Annotated in this window: 14 protein-coding genes and 1 tRNA gene; 7 read left to right on the forward strand and 8 right to left on the reverse strand. The window is 50.3% G+C overall.

Annotated features, from left to right (window positions below):
* On the reverse strand, positions 1–453 hold the full coding sequence (locus K365_RS0109805; RefSeq protein WP_024334424.1) for a hypothetical protein: 453 nt from the start codon (positions 451–453) through the stop codon (positions 1–3).
* 259 nt (positions 454–712) lie between these two features.
* Positions 713–810 (reverse strand) — tRNA-Sec (locus tag K365_RS0109810).
* A gap of 209 nt (positions 811–1,019) precedes the next feature.
* Between K365_RS0109810 and K365_RS0109815 the strand changes: the two genes are divergently transcribed.
* From K365_RS0109815 to K365_RS0109845, 7 genes are read left to right on the forward strand one after another with little or no spacing between them, the layout of a single operon-like run.
* Positions 1,020–2,159 (forward strand): M20/M25/M40 family metallo-hydrolase, encoded by a 1,140-nt coding sequence (locus tag K365_RS0109815; protein ID WP_024334425.1) that lies wholly within the window; start codon positions 1,020–1,022, stop codon positions 2,157–2,159.
* Position 2,160: 1 nt separating this feature from the next.
* Positions 2,161–3,399, forward strand: coding sequence for a nickel pincer cofactor biosynthesis protein LarC (gene larC, locus K365_RS0109820; protein ID WP_024334426.1), 1,239 nt, complete (start codon positions 2,161–2,163; stop codon positions 3,397–3,399).
* Between the two features lie 44 nt (positions 3,400–3,443).
* Positions 3,444–3,914: a phosphatidylglycerophosphatase A family protein gene (locus tag K365_RS0109825; protein ID WP_006966313.1), complete on the forward strand. Its 471-nt coding sequence runs from the start codon at positions 3,444–3,446 to the stop codon at positions 3,912–3,914.
* Between the two features lie 8 nt (positions 3,915–3,922).
* Positions 3,923–4,957 (forward strand): recombinase RecA, encoded by a 1,035-nt coding sequence (gene recA / locus K365_RS0109830; RefSeq protein ID WP_006966314.1) that lies wholly within the window; start codon positions 3,923–3,925, stop codon positions 4,955–4,957.
* Positions 4,958–4,997: 40 nt separating this feature from the next.
* Positions 4,998–7,625, forward strand: a complete 2,628-nt coding sequence (gene alaS / locus K365_RS0109835; protein WP_006966315.1) for an alanine--tRNA ligase — start codon at positions 4,998–5,000, stop codon at positions 7,623–7,625.
* Positions 7,626–7,646: 21 nt separating this feature from the next.
* On the forward strand, positions 7,647–8,678 hold the full coding sequence (locus K365_RS0109840) for an ABC transporter permease subunit (RefSeq protein ID WP_024334427.1): 1,032 nt from the start codon (positions 7,647–7,649) through the stop codon (positions 8,676–8,678).
* Positions 8,675–9,727 (forward strand): ABC transporter permease, encoded by a 1,053-nt coding sequence (locus K365_RS0109845; RefSeq protein ID WP_024334428.1) that lies wholly within the window; start codon positions 8,675–8,677, stop codon positions 9,725–9,727. Before K365_RS0109840 ends, K365_RS0109845 begins: the two co-directional genes overlap by 4 nt.
* 53 nt (positions 9,728–9,780) lie before the next feature.
* On the opposite strand, the gene K365_RS0109850 is transcribed toward K365_RS0109845, so the two are convergent.
* From K365_RS0109850 to K365_RS0109875, 6 genes are all read right to left on the reverse strand, one after another.
* Positions 9,781–10,638, reverse strand: a complete 858-nt coding sequence (locus K365_RS0109850) for a YitT family protein (RefSeq protein ID WP_006966318.1) — start codon at positions 10,636–10,638, stop codon at positions 9,781–9,783.
* A 122-nt stretch (positions 10,639–10,760) separates the two neighbouring features.
* Complete coding sequence (locus K365_RS0109855; protein ID WP_024334429.1) at positions 10,761–11,255, reverse strand: response regulator; 495 nt, start codon at positions 11,253–11,255, stop codon at positions 10,761–10,763.
* Between the two features lie 88 nt (positions 11,256–11,343).
* Positions 11,344–12,015, reverse strand: a complete 672-nt coding sequence (locus K365_RS26505; protein WP_006966320.1) for a sensor histidine kinase — start codon at positions 12,013–12,015, stop codon at positions 11,344–11,346.
* A gap of 17 nt (positions 12,016–12,032) precedes the next feature.
* Positions 12,033–12,392 carry a response regulator gene (locus K365_RS0109865; RefSeq protein ID WP_006966321.1) on the reverse strand — a complete coding sequence of 120 codons (360 nt, stop codon included), beginning with the start codon at positions 12,390–12,392 and terminating at the stop codon, positions 12,033–12,035.
* Positions 12,389–14,152, reverse strand: a complete 1,764-nt coding sequence (locus tag K365_RS0109870) for a sensor histidine kinase (RefSeq protein WP_024334430.1) — start codon at positions 14,150–14,152, stop codon at positions 12,389–12,391. Before K365_RS0109870 ends, K365_RS0109865 begins: the two co-directional genes overlap by 4 nt.
* Entirely contained in the window at positions 14,149–14,526 is a 378-nt protein-coding gene (locus tag K365_RS0109875) for a response regulator (protein ID WP_006966323.1), read from the reverse strand. The genes K365_RS0109870 and K365_RS0109875 overlap by 4 nt, the downstream gene beginning before the upstream one ends.
* Positions 14,527–14,587: the final 61 nt, after the last annotated feature.

Below are 14,587 nucleotides of genomic sequence, written 5' to 3' on the forward strand. Positions count from 1 at the left end.
TCATTTCCTGAGAACGTTAAGAAATTTTTTAATATCCTTTTTTGCCTTTTCTTCGGCTGATTTCAGTTCGTCCCTGATAATTTTGAGCAGGGCTTGTTTCTGTCTGTCATTCAGCTGATCGCCGACCCCGGCTTCCCGGATGCATTTGTTGAGGATCTCAACGGCCGGGTCCATTGACACTATTTTTTGGGAGATGTCTTGCGGGGGTTCGCCCTCATAGAGCTGTTTTCCAATCTGCAGGAATGAAAGATAATCGTATCCACAAGCATCAGCAATTTTTACTTGAGCTTCAAAAGGGATCGGTTTTTTTCTTTCAGGATTAAGCAATTGACTGATGTAGCTTTTTCCATATTCGGTCCCAATTGACAGGATCTTCTGATACCCAGTACCGGTCTCATCGATCCAGAATTCAAGAGCCTTTTGAAAGTATAAATATGGTTTTAATTCAATCATCTATCCTTCGTTTACTATACGTAAACTTAGATTGGTATATAAAAATGTTTGTTATTTATAAACTTATTTAATATTTTGTTTATTATTTATAATTATTTGGATCATGAAGCGAGGGGTTAATAAAGAAACTTGCTGAATTTATAGATTATTCAAGAGAGTTTGTCAATCGTGTACTTTCGGAGTCAGACCCATGTGTGCCGTCTTGGCATGTCTCAAAAAATATTTGGGATTTAAAATTGCTGATTTTATTGAATAAAACTGGCGGAAGTGCATGGGAATCGAACCCACCCGGGACGGTATTAACGCCCCACATCGGATTTGAAGTCCGAGGGCCCCACCAGTGAGCCGCGCACTTCCGCAATCACGATTTGATTGTTGCTTACCTATACCGCATCCTTGTTTTTGTCAATGTCTTTTTCAACTGATGTGAGATCGAAAAGGAACGAACCGTGTCCTGGTCCTTGTTTTTGACGGTAACCCGGATAAATGGGTATGGTAATAACCGATAAATTCTAGTATAACTCCACGCACAATATAACCAATGCAATCAGACATGGAGAATCCCCATGATAAATTCACAAAGATTGTCCCGACGCTTTATTCAGCTGGCCCAGATCGATTCCGAATCTAGGCATGAAGCACAGGTGGCATCAGCAATAGAAAACATGCTGACCCCCATGGGTGCCACTGTGTGTTATGACCGTGCCGGGGAAAAAACCGGCGGCGACTGCTCCAACCTTGTGGCTAAATTCCCCGGCAACCGGAACGTTCCCCCCCTGTTTTTGTCCGGGCACATGGATACGGTGGTGCCGGGCAAAGGGGTTCGGGTGGTATTTGAAAACGGTGTGTTCACCAGTGACGGCACCACCATTCTGGGATCAGATGACAAATCCGCCATTGCCATTATCCTGGAGGTGATGGCGGTGATCCGGGAGAACAACCTGCCTTGTCCGCCGGTGGAACTGATCTTTACGGTATGTGAAGAGATCGGACTGCTGGGGGCCAAATATTTTGATTTATCCCTGATCGATTCCAAATTCGGCTATATTCTGGATTCCACAGATACCGAAGGGATTGTGACCCGGGCTCCGGCCGCCAATAAACTCTTCATCGAGGTCACAGGGCGGGCCGCCCATGCCGGGGCTGCGCCGGAAAAAGGCGTCAGCGCCATTTTTGCAGCGGCCAAAGCCATATCCGGGCTGGAACTGGGGCGTATCGACAGTGAAACCACCTGCAACCTGGGGATCATTACAGGGGGAATGGCCACCAATATTATTCCGGAAAAAGTGGAAATCAGGGGCGAAGCCCGGTCCCATGATCCGGAAAAACTGGACCGTATCACCAAAAAAATGGTTTCCGCGTTTGAAGACACGGCCAGAAACCTGCAACACGGGGACACGGTTCCCCGGGTAACAGTGACGGTGGAGCATGATTTCCCCAACACCCGTATTCCCGAAGATCATGAAGTGGTCGTGCTGGCCCGGAAAGCTGCGGCCAACCTGGGCAGAACCCTGGAGAGCAAAACCATCGGCGGCGGGGCGGATGCCAATGTTTTTTTTGGTAAAGGTCTTTCCGCAGGGGTTCTGGGTACGGGCATGACTGATGTGCATACGGTCAATGAATCCATTGCATTAAAAGATATGGAAGACACCGCCCGCCTGGTGCTGGAGATTCTTCAGGTGCATGCGGCAGAGGAACAAAAATAAGATGATCCTGCACCTGGATCTGATCTCGGGGATCAGCGGTGACATGTGCCTGGGCGCTCTGGTGGATCTGGGGGTGGACCCCGCGTGGCTGCAGGAACGGCTGACACCTTTGTTCAAAGGGTTTTCCATCCACACCGCCCCGGTATTCCGCAATGGCCTGCGGGCAGTTGATCTCACGGTGACGGTGACGGATCACAAAACCTCCCGCACATATCCGGAGATCCGTTCATTGATCCAGAAATCGGATCTGCCGCCCGATGTCAAAAACAACAGCCTGGCCGCATTTGAAAAAATCGCCCGGGCCGAAGCCGGGATCCACGGCCGGGATTTGGAAACCGTGCACTTTCATGAGGTCGGCGGCATCGATTCTCTGGTGGATATTCTGGGCACATTTCTGGCGATCGATCATCTGGGGGTCACACAGGTGACTGCGTCTGAGGTCCCCTTGGGATCCGGGTTCGTGGATTGCGCCCATGGCCGGATTCCTGTGCCGGTACCCGCCACCCTGGCAATTCTGGAAGGGATTCCGGTCATTGGGTCTGATGCGGCCACTGAAATTGTCACGCCTACGGGGGCCGCCCTGGTGGCGACCCTGGTTGAAAAATTCGGGCCGGTGCCTTCCATGGTCCCTGCAAAGATCGGTTACGGGGCTGGAAAAAGAGATACCAAATCCAGAACACCCAATATATTGCGCCTGATTCTGGGGCACTTTCCGGAAAAAACAGTGGCACCGGATATCGGCTTTGATGATGAAAAATTTGGGATGAATTTGTTTCAACCACCGATTTCCCGGGACCGGATTGCGGTGATCACCACCCTGATCGATGACATGAACCCTCAAATTTCAGGATTTGTCATGGATCATCTGCTGGAAAAAGGGGCTTTGGATGTGTCTTTTGCGCCGGTGCACATGAAAAAGAACCGCCCGGGTATCCGGATGGAAGTATTGTGCAGGCCCAAAGATCTGGAATTGATGATCCAGGAGATTTTTGCCCAGACCTCAACCATCGGGGTGCGGTATCATTTATGTGACCGGGCGTTGCTGGACCGGGAACCTGCCAGAATGAAAACGGTTTTCGGTTATCTGGATGCCAAAAAAATCAAAGGACCAAATGGTATGAATCGGCTGGTACCGGAATTCGAGGCGCTGGCCAGGGTTGCCCGACAGCGGGATATTCCGTTGCAGGATGTCTACGCTCAGGTATTTTCAGGCACTCCGGATGACTGGAAATTGTCTTGACACGAAAATAAACAGATTATAGAAACATGAAAAGCCATTCATTCATGACAGGCCCATGGAAAAACAGACTGGTTCTGCTGGCCGCCACCGGATGCGGCCTGGGACTGAGTCCGAAAGCGCCGGGCACCTTCGGCACCCTGGCAGCGTTGCCTTTGATCTGGGGTACGGTTTTTTTGCCTCCGGCTACCGGCATGTTTTTTTTGATATGTTTTATTCTGGCTGCTGTATTTGTGGCGGATCAGGCGGAAAAAATTCTGGATCAAAAGGATCCCGGTGCCATTGTCATCGATGAAATGGCCGGATATTGGGTAACCATGTGTCTGGTACCGGTGACCTGGGTCACCCTGGGGATCGGATTTGTGGCATTTCGATGTTTTGACATATTCAAATGCCTGCCGGTGCGGTATTTTGAAAAAAAATTTTCCGGCGGAGCCGGGGTGGTTTTGGATGATATCATGGCAGGGGTGCTGGCGGCACTCGTTGTGAAATGTTTATATCTTTTGGGGGCACATTAGGAGATTGTATGGAAAAAAACGCAGACAAGGACAAAGCAGTACAGACAGCCATGGGGCAGATTGAACGTCAGTTCGGCAAAGGCTCCATCATGAAACTGGGGGGCCGGGTGGTGGAAGCGGTGCCGGTGATCCGGTCCGGTTCCCTGGCCCTGGACAAGGCCTTAGGTGTGGGCGGTTATCCCCGGGGACGCGTGGTGGAAATCTATGGCCCTGAATCGTCCGGAAAGACCACCCTGGCCCTGCATGCCGTGGCCCAGGCCCAGAAAAAAGGCGGGATTGCCGCATTTATCGATGCGGAACATGCCCTGGATGTGGGATATGCCAAAAAACTGGGGGTGGACTGTGATGAGTTGCTGGTATCCCAGCCCGATACCGGTGAGCAGGCATTGGAAATCGCGGACATGCTGATCCGCAGCGGCGGCATTGACATTTTGATTGTGGATTCAGTGGCGGCCCTGGTGCCCCGGTCAGAGATTGAAGGCGAGATGGGGGATTCCCACATGGGGCTCCAGGCAAGGCTTATGTCCCAGGCATTGCGCAAACTGGCCGGTACCCTGGGTAAAACCCATACCACCATTATATTCATCAACCAGATTCGTATGAAAATCGGGGTGGTGTACGGCAACCCCGAGACCACCACCGGCGGCAATGCATTGAAATTTTATGCATCCATGCGCCTGGAAATCCGGCGGGTATCTCCCATTAAAGAAGGTCAGGATATTATCGGCAACCGGACCCGGGTCAAAGTGGTGAAAAACAAACTGGCACCCCCGTTCAAAGATATTGAATTCGATCTGATGTACGGAGAGGGTATTTCCCGTACCGGAGATCTGCTGGATATGGGAGTAACCTTGAATATTGTGGATAAAAGCGGGTCCTGGTATTCATTTGAAGGTGAGCGCATCGGGCAGGGAAGAGAAAACGTGAAAGCGTTTCTCATCGAAAACCCGGAGATTTTTGCTAAAATCGAAACCAAGGTCAGAGACGAACTTGGCATCGCGGATGTGAAAAAAGTCGAGGATACGCCTCAAAAGCCCAAGTAACCACAAACCCTGAAACCCAACACCAATTCGGAGCACATATATGACAGGCAATGAAGCCCGGAAAATTTTTCTGGATTATTTTAAGAAACAGAATCACCAGGTGGTGAGATCTTCATCTCTGGTACCCCAGGATGACCCGACCCTGCTGTTTGTCAATGCCGGCATGGTTCAGTTCAAACGGGTGTTCACCGGGGATGAAAAACGCGATTATCAGCGGGCCGTAACCGCCCAGAAATGTGTCCGGGCCGGCGGCAAGCACAATGATCTGGAAAATGTGGGATACACGGCCCGGCACCACACGTTTTTTGAAATGCTGGGTAATTTTTCCTTTGGGGATTATTTCAAGGAAAAAGCCATTGCTTTCGGCTGGGATCTGCTCACCAACGGGTATGGGTTTGATCCGGATAAGCTGTATGTATCTGTCTACAAGGACGATGATGAAGCCTATGCCATCTGGCGGGATCAGGTAGGGGTGCCTGAAAACCGCATCTCCCGGCTGGGGGATGAAGACAATTTCTGGGCCATGGGGGACACCGGACCCTGCGGCCCGTGCAGTGAAATTCATATCGACCGGGGGGAAGCTTACGGGTGTGGTAATCCTGAATGTGCGGTGGGATGTGACTGTGACCGGTGGCTGGAATTGTGGAACCTGGTGTTCATGCAGTTTTACAGAGATGAGTCCGGTACCATGACCCCGTTGCCCAAACCCAGTATTGATACAGGTCTTGGCCTGGAACGCATTATTTCCGTGCTCCAGGATGTGCCCACTAATTTTGATACGGATCTGTTTGTGCCCATCATGGAAAAGGTAGGCGAATTGTCCGGCCGGCAGCGGGGGGAATCCGATCAGGTGGAAGTGGCCATGAAGGTGATTGCCGACCATTCCCGGGCCACTGCCTTTCTGGTATGTGACGGGGTTTTGCCGTCCAACGAAGGCAGAGGATATGTGCTGCGCCGCATCATGCGAAGGGCCATCCGGTACGGCCGCAGTATCGGATTGACCCGCCCGTTTCTCCATGACACCGTCCAGACGGTGTTCGACATCATGGATGAAGCGTATCCGGAACTCAAAGACTCAGCCCCGTTCATCCTTAAAGTAGTGAAAAACGAAGAAAACAAGTTTCTGGAAACCCTGGACACGGGCATGAAACTGCTGGAAGCCACTCTGGCGGATCTGTCGGCCAAAGGGGAAAAAATTATTTCCGGAGATGTGATTTTCAAGCTTTACGACACATTCGGATTTCCTGTGGACATTATTGCGGATCATGTGAAAGATACTGAAATTTCCCTGGACCTGGATGGGTTTGAGACCGCTATGGCCCAGCAGAAAGCCCGTTCCAAATCCGTGAAAAAATTCACCGGTGCCGGTGATGTTTACAAACCGTTGATTGCAGACGGAGTGAAAACCCGGTTTTTAGGATATGACCATTTAACCATTGAGTCTGAACTGCTGATCATGGTTCAAAGAGACCAGGAACTGGTCCGAGCCAGGCAAGGGGATGTCGTGGATCTGGTCACCGCACAAACCGTATTTTACGCCGAATCCGGGGGACAGGCCGGGGATGCCGGTATATTTGAAAATGATGCGTGCACCATTGAGATCACAAATACCTCTTCGGATCCGTCCGGTCTGTTTATTCATCACGGGACCGTGACCCGGGGTGAGTGCTGCAAAGGTGATGTTTTTTCGTTAAGAGTGGATGCAAACCGGCGCCGGAAAACGGCGGTGAACCACACCGCCACCCATATCCTGCATGCCGCATTGAGACATGTTTTAGGTGATCATGTGAAACAGGCCGGATCGCTGGTGACCCATGACCGGCTGCGGTTTGACTTTACCCATTTTTCCGCGATCACAGATCAGGAACAAACAGATATTGAAAATTTTGTAAATCAGCGGATCCGTGAAAACCATGATGTGTCCACCCGGGAAATGGATATGGAGGAAGCGGTTCACCAGGGGGCCACCGCCCTGTTTGAAGAAAAATACGGGGATGTGGTACGGGTGGTGACCCAGGGCAGTTTTTCCAAAGAGCTGTGCGGGGGGACACACACCCGGCGATCCGGAGATATCGGATTGTTTAAAATTGTGTCTGAAGCCGGTATCGCTTCAGGGGTGCGGCGTATTGAAGCAGCGACCGGGCAGGCGGCCATGGATCTGGTGCATGAAGAATACCAGTCTTTGGAATCTGCGGCCCTGCTGTTGAAAACAGCCCGATCTCAAGTGGTGCCCCGGCTGGAAACGTTGGTGCAGGAGAAAAAAAATCTGGAAAAAGAACTGGCATCTGTTAAAGCCAAAATCGCATCCAAATCCGTGGCAGACATCGATTCCGGAATCCGGGAGATCAACGGGGTCCGGGTACTGGCTAAGCGGGTGGAAATCGAAAACCCCTCGCAACTGCGGGACCTGGCCGATAAGTTCAAGGCAAAGCTGGGTTCTGGAATTCTGTTGCTGGGCGCGAAATCAAACGGCAAGGCATTGCTTATCGCCACAGTATCCCAGGATCTGGTGAAAAAATTCAAAGCCGGCGAAATTGTGAAACAGGCGGCCCAGGTGGTGGGTGGCGGCGGCGGCGGACGGCCGGACATGGCCCAGGCCGGGGGAACTCAGCCCCAGTTTCTGGATCAGGCCCTGGAAACCGTGCACCACATGTTGGAAACGAGCTGATTCCATGCGGTTTTTGCTGTCATGACCGCGTATTTTATCCGACGACTGTTGCTGGTGATCCCCACGTTTATCGGTATCACCATTATGGTGTTCTTTATCACCCGGTTTGTGCCCGGCGGTCCCATTGAACGGATCATTGCCGAAACCCGTGCCATGCAGATGGGCGGGCAGGGGAGCGTGTCCACCCGGGCCGGGCCCGGGGAGGGACAGCCGCTTTCCCAGGAACAGATAGAAAAATTGAAAGCCTATTACGGATTTGACAAGCCGGTTCTGCACAGTTACCTGGCCTGGCTGGGCAAGGTGATGAAAGGAGATCTGGGACGCTCCACCCGGTATCATGATCCGGTGTGGGAAATGATTCGGGACCGGATGCCGGTTTCTCTGTATTTCGGGGGGCTGAGTCTGGTGCTCATCTACGGGGTGTGTATTCCGTTAGGCGTGGCCAAGGCGGTTCGCCATCAATCCGGATTTGACACGGTTTCTTCTGTGGTCATATTTACCGGATACGCGATTCCGGGGTGGGTGGCCGGCGTGTTGATGCTGGTAGTGTTTGCCTCGCATTGGGATGTGTTTCCCTTAGGCGGTCTGGTTTCCGACCGGTTCGACCAGCTCGGATGGTTTGCGCGCGTCATGGATTTGGCCCGGCATACCGTACTGCCCTTATTTGCGTATGTGATCGGATCGTTTACGGTCATGACCCTGCTGATGAAAAATACGCTCATGGACAATCTGGCGGCAGATTACGTGCGTACCGCTATTGCCAAGGGGCTTTCCTTTAAACACGCCGTATTCCGCCATGCCATGCGCAACAGCCTGATTCCCATTGCCACCAGTTTCGGCAACAATATCTCCATTCTGCTCATGGGATCGTTTCTCATTGAAAAAGTGTTTAATATCGACGGCATGGGACTATTGGGATACGAGTCTGTGGTGGACAGAGACTATCCGGTGGTGATGGGGATCCTGGTAATTTCATCTTTGTTGTTTATGATCGGAAACATTTTAAGTGATGTGTGCGTGGCCATTGTGGATCCCCGGGTGCGTTTCAAATGACCTTTATTGCCCTTAATCCTGTCACCCGCCGCAAACTCAAGCGGTTCATTTCCATCCGCCGGGGATTCTGGTCGTTTCTCATTATTACCGGATTGATCCTTTTCTCCTTTGCAGCGGAACTGTTCATCAATTCCCGGGCACTGGCGGTGCGGTATCAGGGAACATGGTATTTTCCCACCTATGGCCACATGATTCCCGGCACCACCTTTGACCGGGACTACCAGTATGAAACCGATTACCGGGAACTCAAAGACTTGTTCCAACAGGCGGGACAGGGTGATTTTGTGATTCTGCCGCCGGTACCTTACAATCCGTATGAAAATGATCTGCGCCTCAACCAGTATCCACCGTTTCCGCCGTCCATCAAAGACCGTCACTTTCTGGGCACCGACAATGTGGGCAGAGACATTCTGGCCCGGCTGGTGTATGGGTTCCGTACAGCCATTCTGTTTTCTTTTTTTCTGCTGATGATCAATTACACCATCGGAATTTTCATCGGATGCGCCATGGGATATTTCGGAGGGCGGTTTGACCTGTTTTTTCAGCGCATCATCGAGATCTGGTCCAATATCCCGTTTCTGTATGTGATTATTATCGTGTCCTCCATCCTGGTCCCCAGTTTTATGATTCTATTGCTGATCATGGCTTTTTTCGGGTGGATCAGCATCACCTGGGTCATGCGCACCATGACCTACAAGGAAAAGGAGCGGGAATATGTTCTGGCGGTAAGAAGCTTAGGTGCTTCCCATTTCCGCATTATTTTCCGGCACATTATTCCCAACACCATTTCAGTGATCGTGACCTATGCACCCTTTGCCATCTCCAGCGGCATTGTGGCCCTGACGTCTCTGGATTATCTGGGGTTCGGCCTGCCTGCGCCCACACCTTCCTGGGGGGAACTGCTGTCCCAGGGATGGCAGAACATGGAAGCGTGGTGGATCTCCGCATCTGTGGTGGGAGCGCTGGTGGTGACGCTCATGACCGTCACCTTTACCGGTGAAGGCATCAGGGAAGCCTTTGATCCTAAGCAGCACACTATTTACGAGTAGAGGAAAGCATTTTTTCAATTTTCCGGATTACGCGGTATAGCCGCCCCTGAAGATCAATACACCTTGCGCCGGGAAAACCCTCTGCCCAGGACATTGAAGGTGTTTTCCGTGATCATGAACGCATCTGCATCAATGTTGAACACAATCTCTTCAATGCGCTTGATCTGGTAAGGGTTGGCCACGGTGAGGATGATCTCTTTGTCCTCACCGGTGTAAGCGCCGCGGCCTTTGAGAAACGTGGCCCCCCGTTGCATTTTTTTCAGAATTTCGTCAGCAATGGTTTTGGGGTCTTTGGAGATGATCAAGATCATCTTGCGCTGGTTGAACAGACCGATGCAGTATTCAATGGCCTGGGAAGCAACGTATGACGTGGCCATGGAATATAAGATGATGTCCGTGTCCAGATACCCGAAACTGCCGACAAACAGTACAAAATTGAACATAAAGTTATAAGTGCCGATGCGCAGGCTGAATTTCTGATTGAGCAGAATGGAAATGATGTCGTTGCCGCCACCGGACCCCAGTGACCGGAAAACGATTCCTGCACCGGCACCCACCAGGGTGCCGCCGGCCAGCGCTGCCAGCCAGGGGTCAGTGATATCGAACTGAAAATTCACCAGGTCAATGAACACGGTCAACACACCGGCGCCGAACAGGCTGTAATACAGAAACCGCTTGCTGATGAATTTCCAGCCGATGATAAATACGGGTATGTTCAGAATCAGATACCAGATCCCCGGGGTCAGAATGTCCGATCCGTAATAGATCAGCAACCCCAGGCCGGAAAATCCACCGGTGATCATGCCGTGGGGGATGATGACAGCCTTGATTCCCACCGCTATGATCACGCTGCCTAAAGTGATGAGGAACAGATTCCAGGGAATGGAATAGACAATATTGTACGGCTTCATGGGATCATCCTTGATGATTTTAAAAATCAGTGAGTCATTGATAAAACTCTGATATTAAAATCAGATCCCATGAAAATCAAGCGATTTATCAAAAGCCCATACATGCAATCATCCACGTCTGCTTATTTTTCTTTGTCGTCCATTTTAGTCAGTTCCCGAAGAATTCCCAGCGGGGACTGGCCGAATGCCAGGGACTGAATTTTTTTCATGCGCTGGGTGTCGTTTTCGAATTTCTTTTTCAATCGGGATTCATAGGCTTCTTTAATGGTTTCCACCAGTTTGTCAAACCCGCAGGGTTTTTCAAGCACTTTGTACGCGCCCAGCTTGGTACATGCCACGGCCGTGTCAATGGTGGCATGGCCCGACAGGATGATGACTTCCAGAAACCGGTGGCTTTTTTTCAGGGTTTCAAGCAGCTGCACTCCATCAATGCCAGGCATCTGCAGATCCACCACCGCCACATCAAACCGGGCGTTTTTTGCCACATGGATGGCATCCTCTCCGTTGGTCACCGGGGTGATGTCAAAAAATTTGAGCTTTAATCGGTCGGTGAGAGCTTTGAGAAATTTTTCTTCGTCATCCACCAGCAAAAGATGAATCTTTTCAGTATCGGTCATGGCTGCCTCCAGATATTTAGTGTGTTTTTGTATACCGTATTGATGCGTTGTATTATATCAGTTTCATATTCAGGTTGCACTCAAATTATCAGTCAGTCGCTGCAGATTCAAGGTCTTCATTTTTCAAAGGAACGGTTAATTCCAGGTCAGTGTTCGTTATTTTAATTGTCGCCTTGAGCACATCTGCAATTTCTGCGGTCTGCGGATCGGGGAAATAGTCAAGATCAGCGGGTTGATTATGAGAAAAGTGTATGAAGATGACAGACGGGGTCGTGTCATGAAATGTCACGGTCAATTCATCCTTGACATCCAGTGCCCGGTAAAGAGCGCTAAAAATCTTATATATCAAGGTCTGGAATAGAAAAGGGCTGGTGAAAACCGTGGTGTCTGCCGCAGTTTCGTCCAAATGTGCCTTTTTGGCAAAGCTGAGAAATCCGGTCAGTTTGAGGGCCAGGGTCAGGGTATCGGCAATACTGGTTTCCCTGACCGGATCATCCACACTGTGGGCAAACTGGTTCATTTGGCGGATGGTATCAAACCCCCGCTCGATCTCCTCTGCAATGCTGTTGCTGCAATTTTCCAGCAAAGACAGGTCAAAGGGTTTGCCCTGTTTTGACAACTGGGTGAGATCGTTCAAAAATCCGGCAGTCTCGGAAATGATGGCAAAAATATTTTTCAGTTCATGGGAAATGCTGGCATTCACTGATCCGAAAAACCGGAGTCCCTGTTTGTTGACCAGGTCAATGGTGTGCGGTTTCATGGTTGATGTCTCCCTGATTATTTGTGCGGATGAATTTGTTGTTGGATGGTATCGATCAAAGTATCAATATTCAGGGGCTTGGCCAGAAAAATCTCTTCTGAAAGATCTGAATTTCCGTTCTTGTCGACGCCGCCGTGTCCGGTCACAAAAATGAATTTGATGTCCGGCAGTTTTTTCAGCAATTTATTTTTCAGGGCAAGTCCGCTCATACCGGGCATTTTCATATCCAGAACCGCGATATCGTACCGGGTTTGAGCGGCTTTTTCCAGGGCCTGTTCACCGGAATAGGCCACATCCGCGTCCAGCCCCCGAAGCGAGAGTCTTCTGGCCAGCATGTTGATGAATTTGGTCTCGTCATCCACTAGAATAATTTTCATGCTTCATCCTCTTTCTGGAGTTTGACCGGCAGGGTTACAGTGAAGATGGTTCCTACCCCTTCACTGCTTTCCACCCGGATACTTCCCTGTAACTTTTTGACCAGTCCATAGGTGATGGAAAGTCCCAGACCGGTTCCCTTTCGTTCTTTTTTAGTACTGAAAAACGGTTCGTGAATCCGTTGCAGGTTTTCTTCGGAAATGCCGCAACCGGTGTCTTTGATCTCAATGCTGATCGTATTCGGCGGCAGGTGCGATACCGTGATATCCAGGCATCCGTTGACTTCGATGGCCTGAAACGCATTATTGATCAGATTGAGCAGAATCTGCTGAAGTTTACCCCGATCGGTCTTGATGTCAGGAACGTCCGGCGCAATGGCAGTGGTGACATGGATCCCCTTGTATTCGGTTTCTTTTTTGTGAAAGCTCAAAATGCCGGTGATCAGTTGTTCGACATTCACTGAAGAGATCTGAACATCGAACTGCCGGACAAACCCCAGCAGCTGGCTGGTGATCGTGCCGCACCGGGACACGGCTTCCAGGATGTCGTTCAAAAGTTCGATGATCTCTTTATCGTCTCTGGGCGTATCTTTATAATGATACAGATCCTTGAGATAGCCGGTGGTCTCATTGATTAATGCCAAAGGGTTGTTGATTTCATGGGCAATACCGGCAGACAACTGACCGATGCAGGCCAGTTGCTGGCTCTGTTCCATTTTTAGCATGGTTTCCGCCTTGGACTGATCGGCTAAAAACAGCTGGTTTACCATATAAGTGGATACCAAAGTGATGATGACCATCATCACCAGGCAGCAGAAACCAATGATCCAGTTAAAGGTTTTTCCCAGGTTGAGCCAGGTGCCCATAACTTCGGATTTCTTTTTGTGAACCATGAGGATGAACGGAGTGGTCACGGCTTCAGTGGCAATGTAGGAATACCCGACGACATACGATTTGTCTTTGTTGTTTTCAGGTGTGATTACCTGGGTCGTGTCTGAAAATGCAGGAATGTCGATTTGTGTGGGGGTAAAAATTTTCCCATAGTTTGTGGAAGGGGTCTGAAGTATGCCGGTGTGATTGATCAGGAAAATATCTGTGTGGAAATTGCTTTTATAGGATAACACTGTGTCCATGAGCCGCTGGGTGTCCAGGGTGGCACGGAGCAGATAATACCGGCCATAGGCATTCTGGGACCGCACCGCAATGATGATGTGAGGGACATCCCGATATCCGGTGAACACTTCGCTGATGAAATTGTCTTTTTCCATGCTTTGCTTGAACCAGGACTGGGTTTTATAGTTTTTGCCTTCCAGGTTGAAAGGCCCGGCATAAGCCACCTGGCTGCCGTCTGAATCGATGATGCTCAGGTCCGTAAATCCGCCGAATCCCAGTTTGAGGTTGATCAGAATTTTTGTCAAGTGTTCGTTATCGATCAAAGAGTAATAAGGCAGTTCGTTGACAACAAACCGCAGGGCATTGAGGCGTTCTTCCAGGAAAAAACGCACAGACCGCTTGGCATTGGAAGTGACCCGGTCGGTCTGAAGCACCAGTTCCGAATCAACGGACTTGTGAATCAGCCGGTTGTTGATAAGGGTGGCCATCACCAGCGGGGACAGGGAAGTCACTGCCAGAATAATGATACTGATGATCCAGATACGAGGGTAATTGGAAAAGGTGTGAAAGGATGCCAGATGGGCGTTATGGCGGTGAAACAAAAATGCCAGCCACTCCTGTTTCTGCAGCATCTGCGGTGTTCGGATCATTGAACCTCCCCCCGGACATGCGTGAGCAGAGTGGTTATTTTTTCAATGCTCACGGGTTTGTGGATGAATTCAGCGGCGCCCTGTGCAAGGCATTCTTTTTCATCCTCCCGGGTACCGTGTCCGGTGATGATGTAAACAGGGACGGCAGGATCGAGTTCCTTGATATGGGCCAGTACCTGTGTACCATACATATCCGGCAGTTTCAGGTCAAGCAGGATCAGGGTGGCGGCACCGGAATTTTCCTTGACCCACTGGATACCGGACAGGCCGTCATAACATGCCCGGCAGGTAATATCCCGGAGGGACAGCCGCCGGGACAGCATGTCGGCAAATTTGATTTCATCGTCAATAATCAGGATATCGATCTGTTTCATGAATCATTTTTTTGTGTTGAGTGTTTAAAAATTTTAATTTATATCTCAATATATTTTTTAT

Source organism: Desulfotignum balticum DSM 7044, from assembly GCF_000421285.1.
Lineage (GTDB): Bacteria > Desulfobacterota > Desulfobacteria > Desulfobacterales > Desulfobacteraceae > Desulfotignum > Desulfotignum balticum.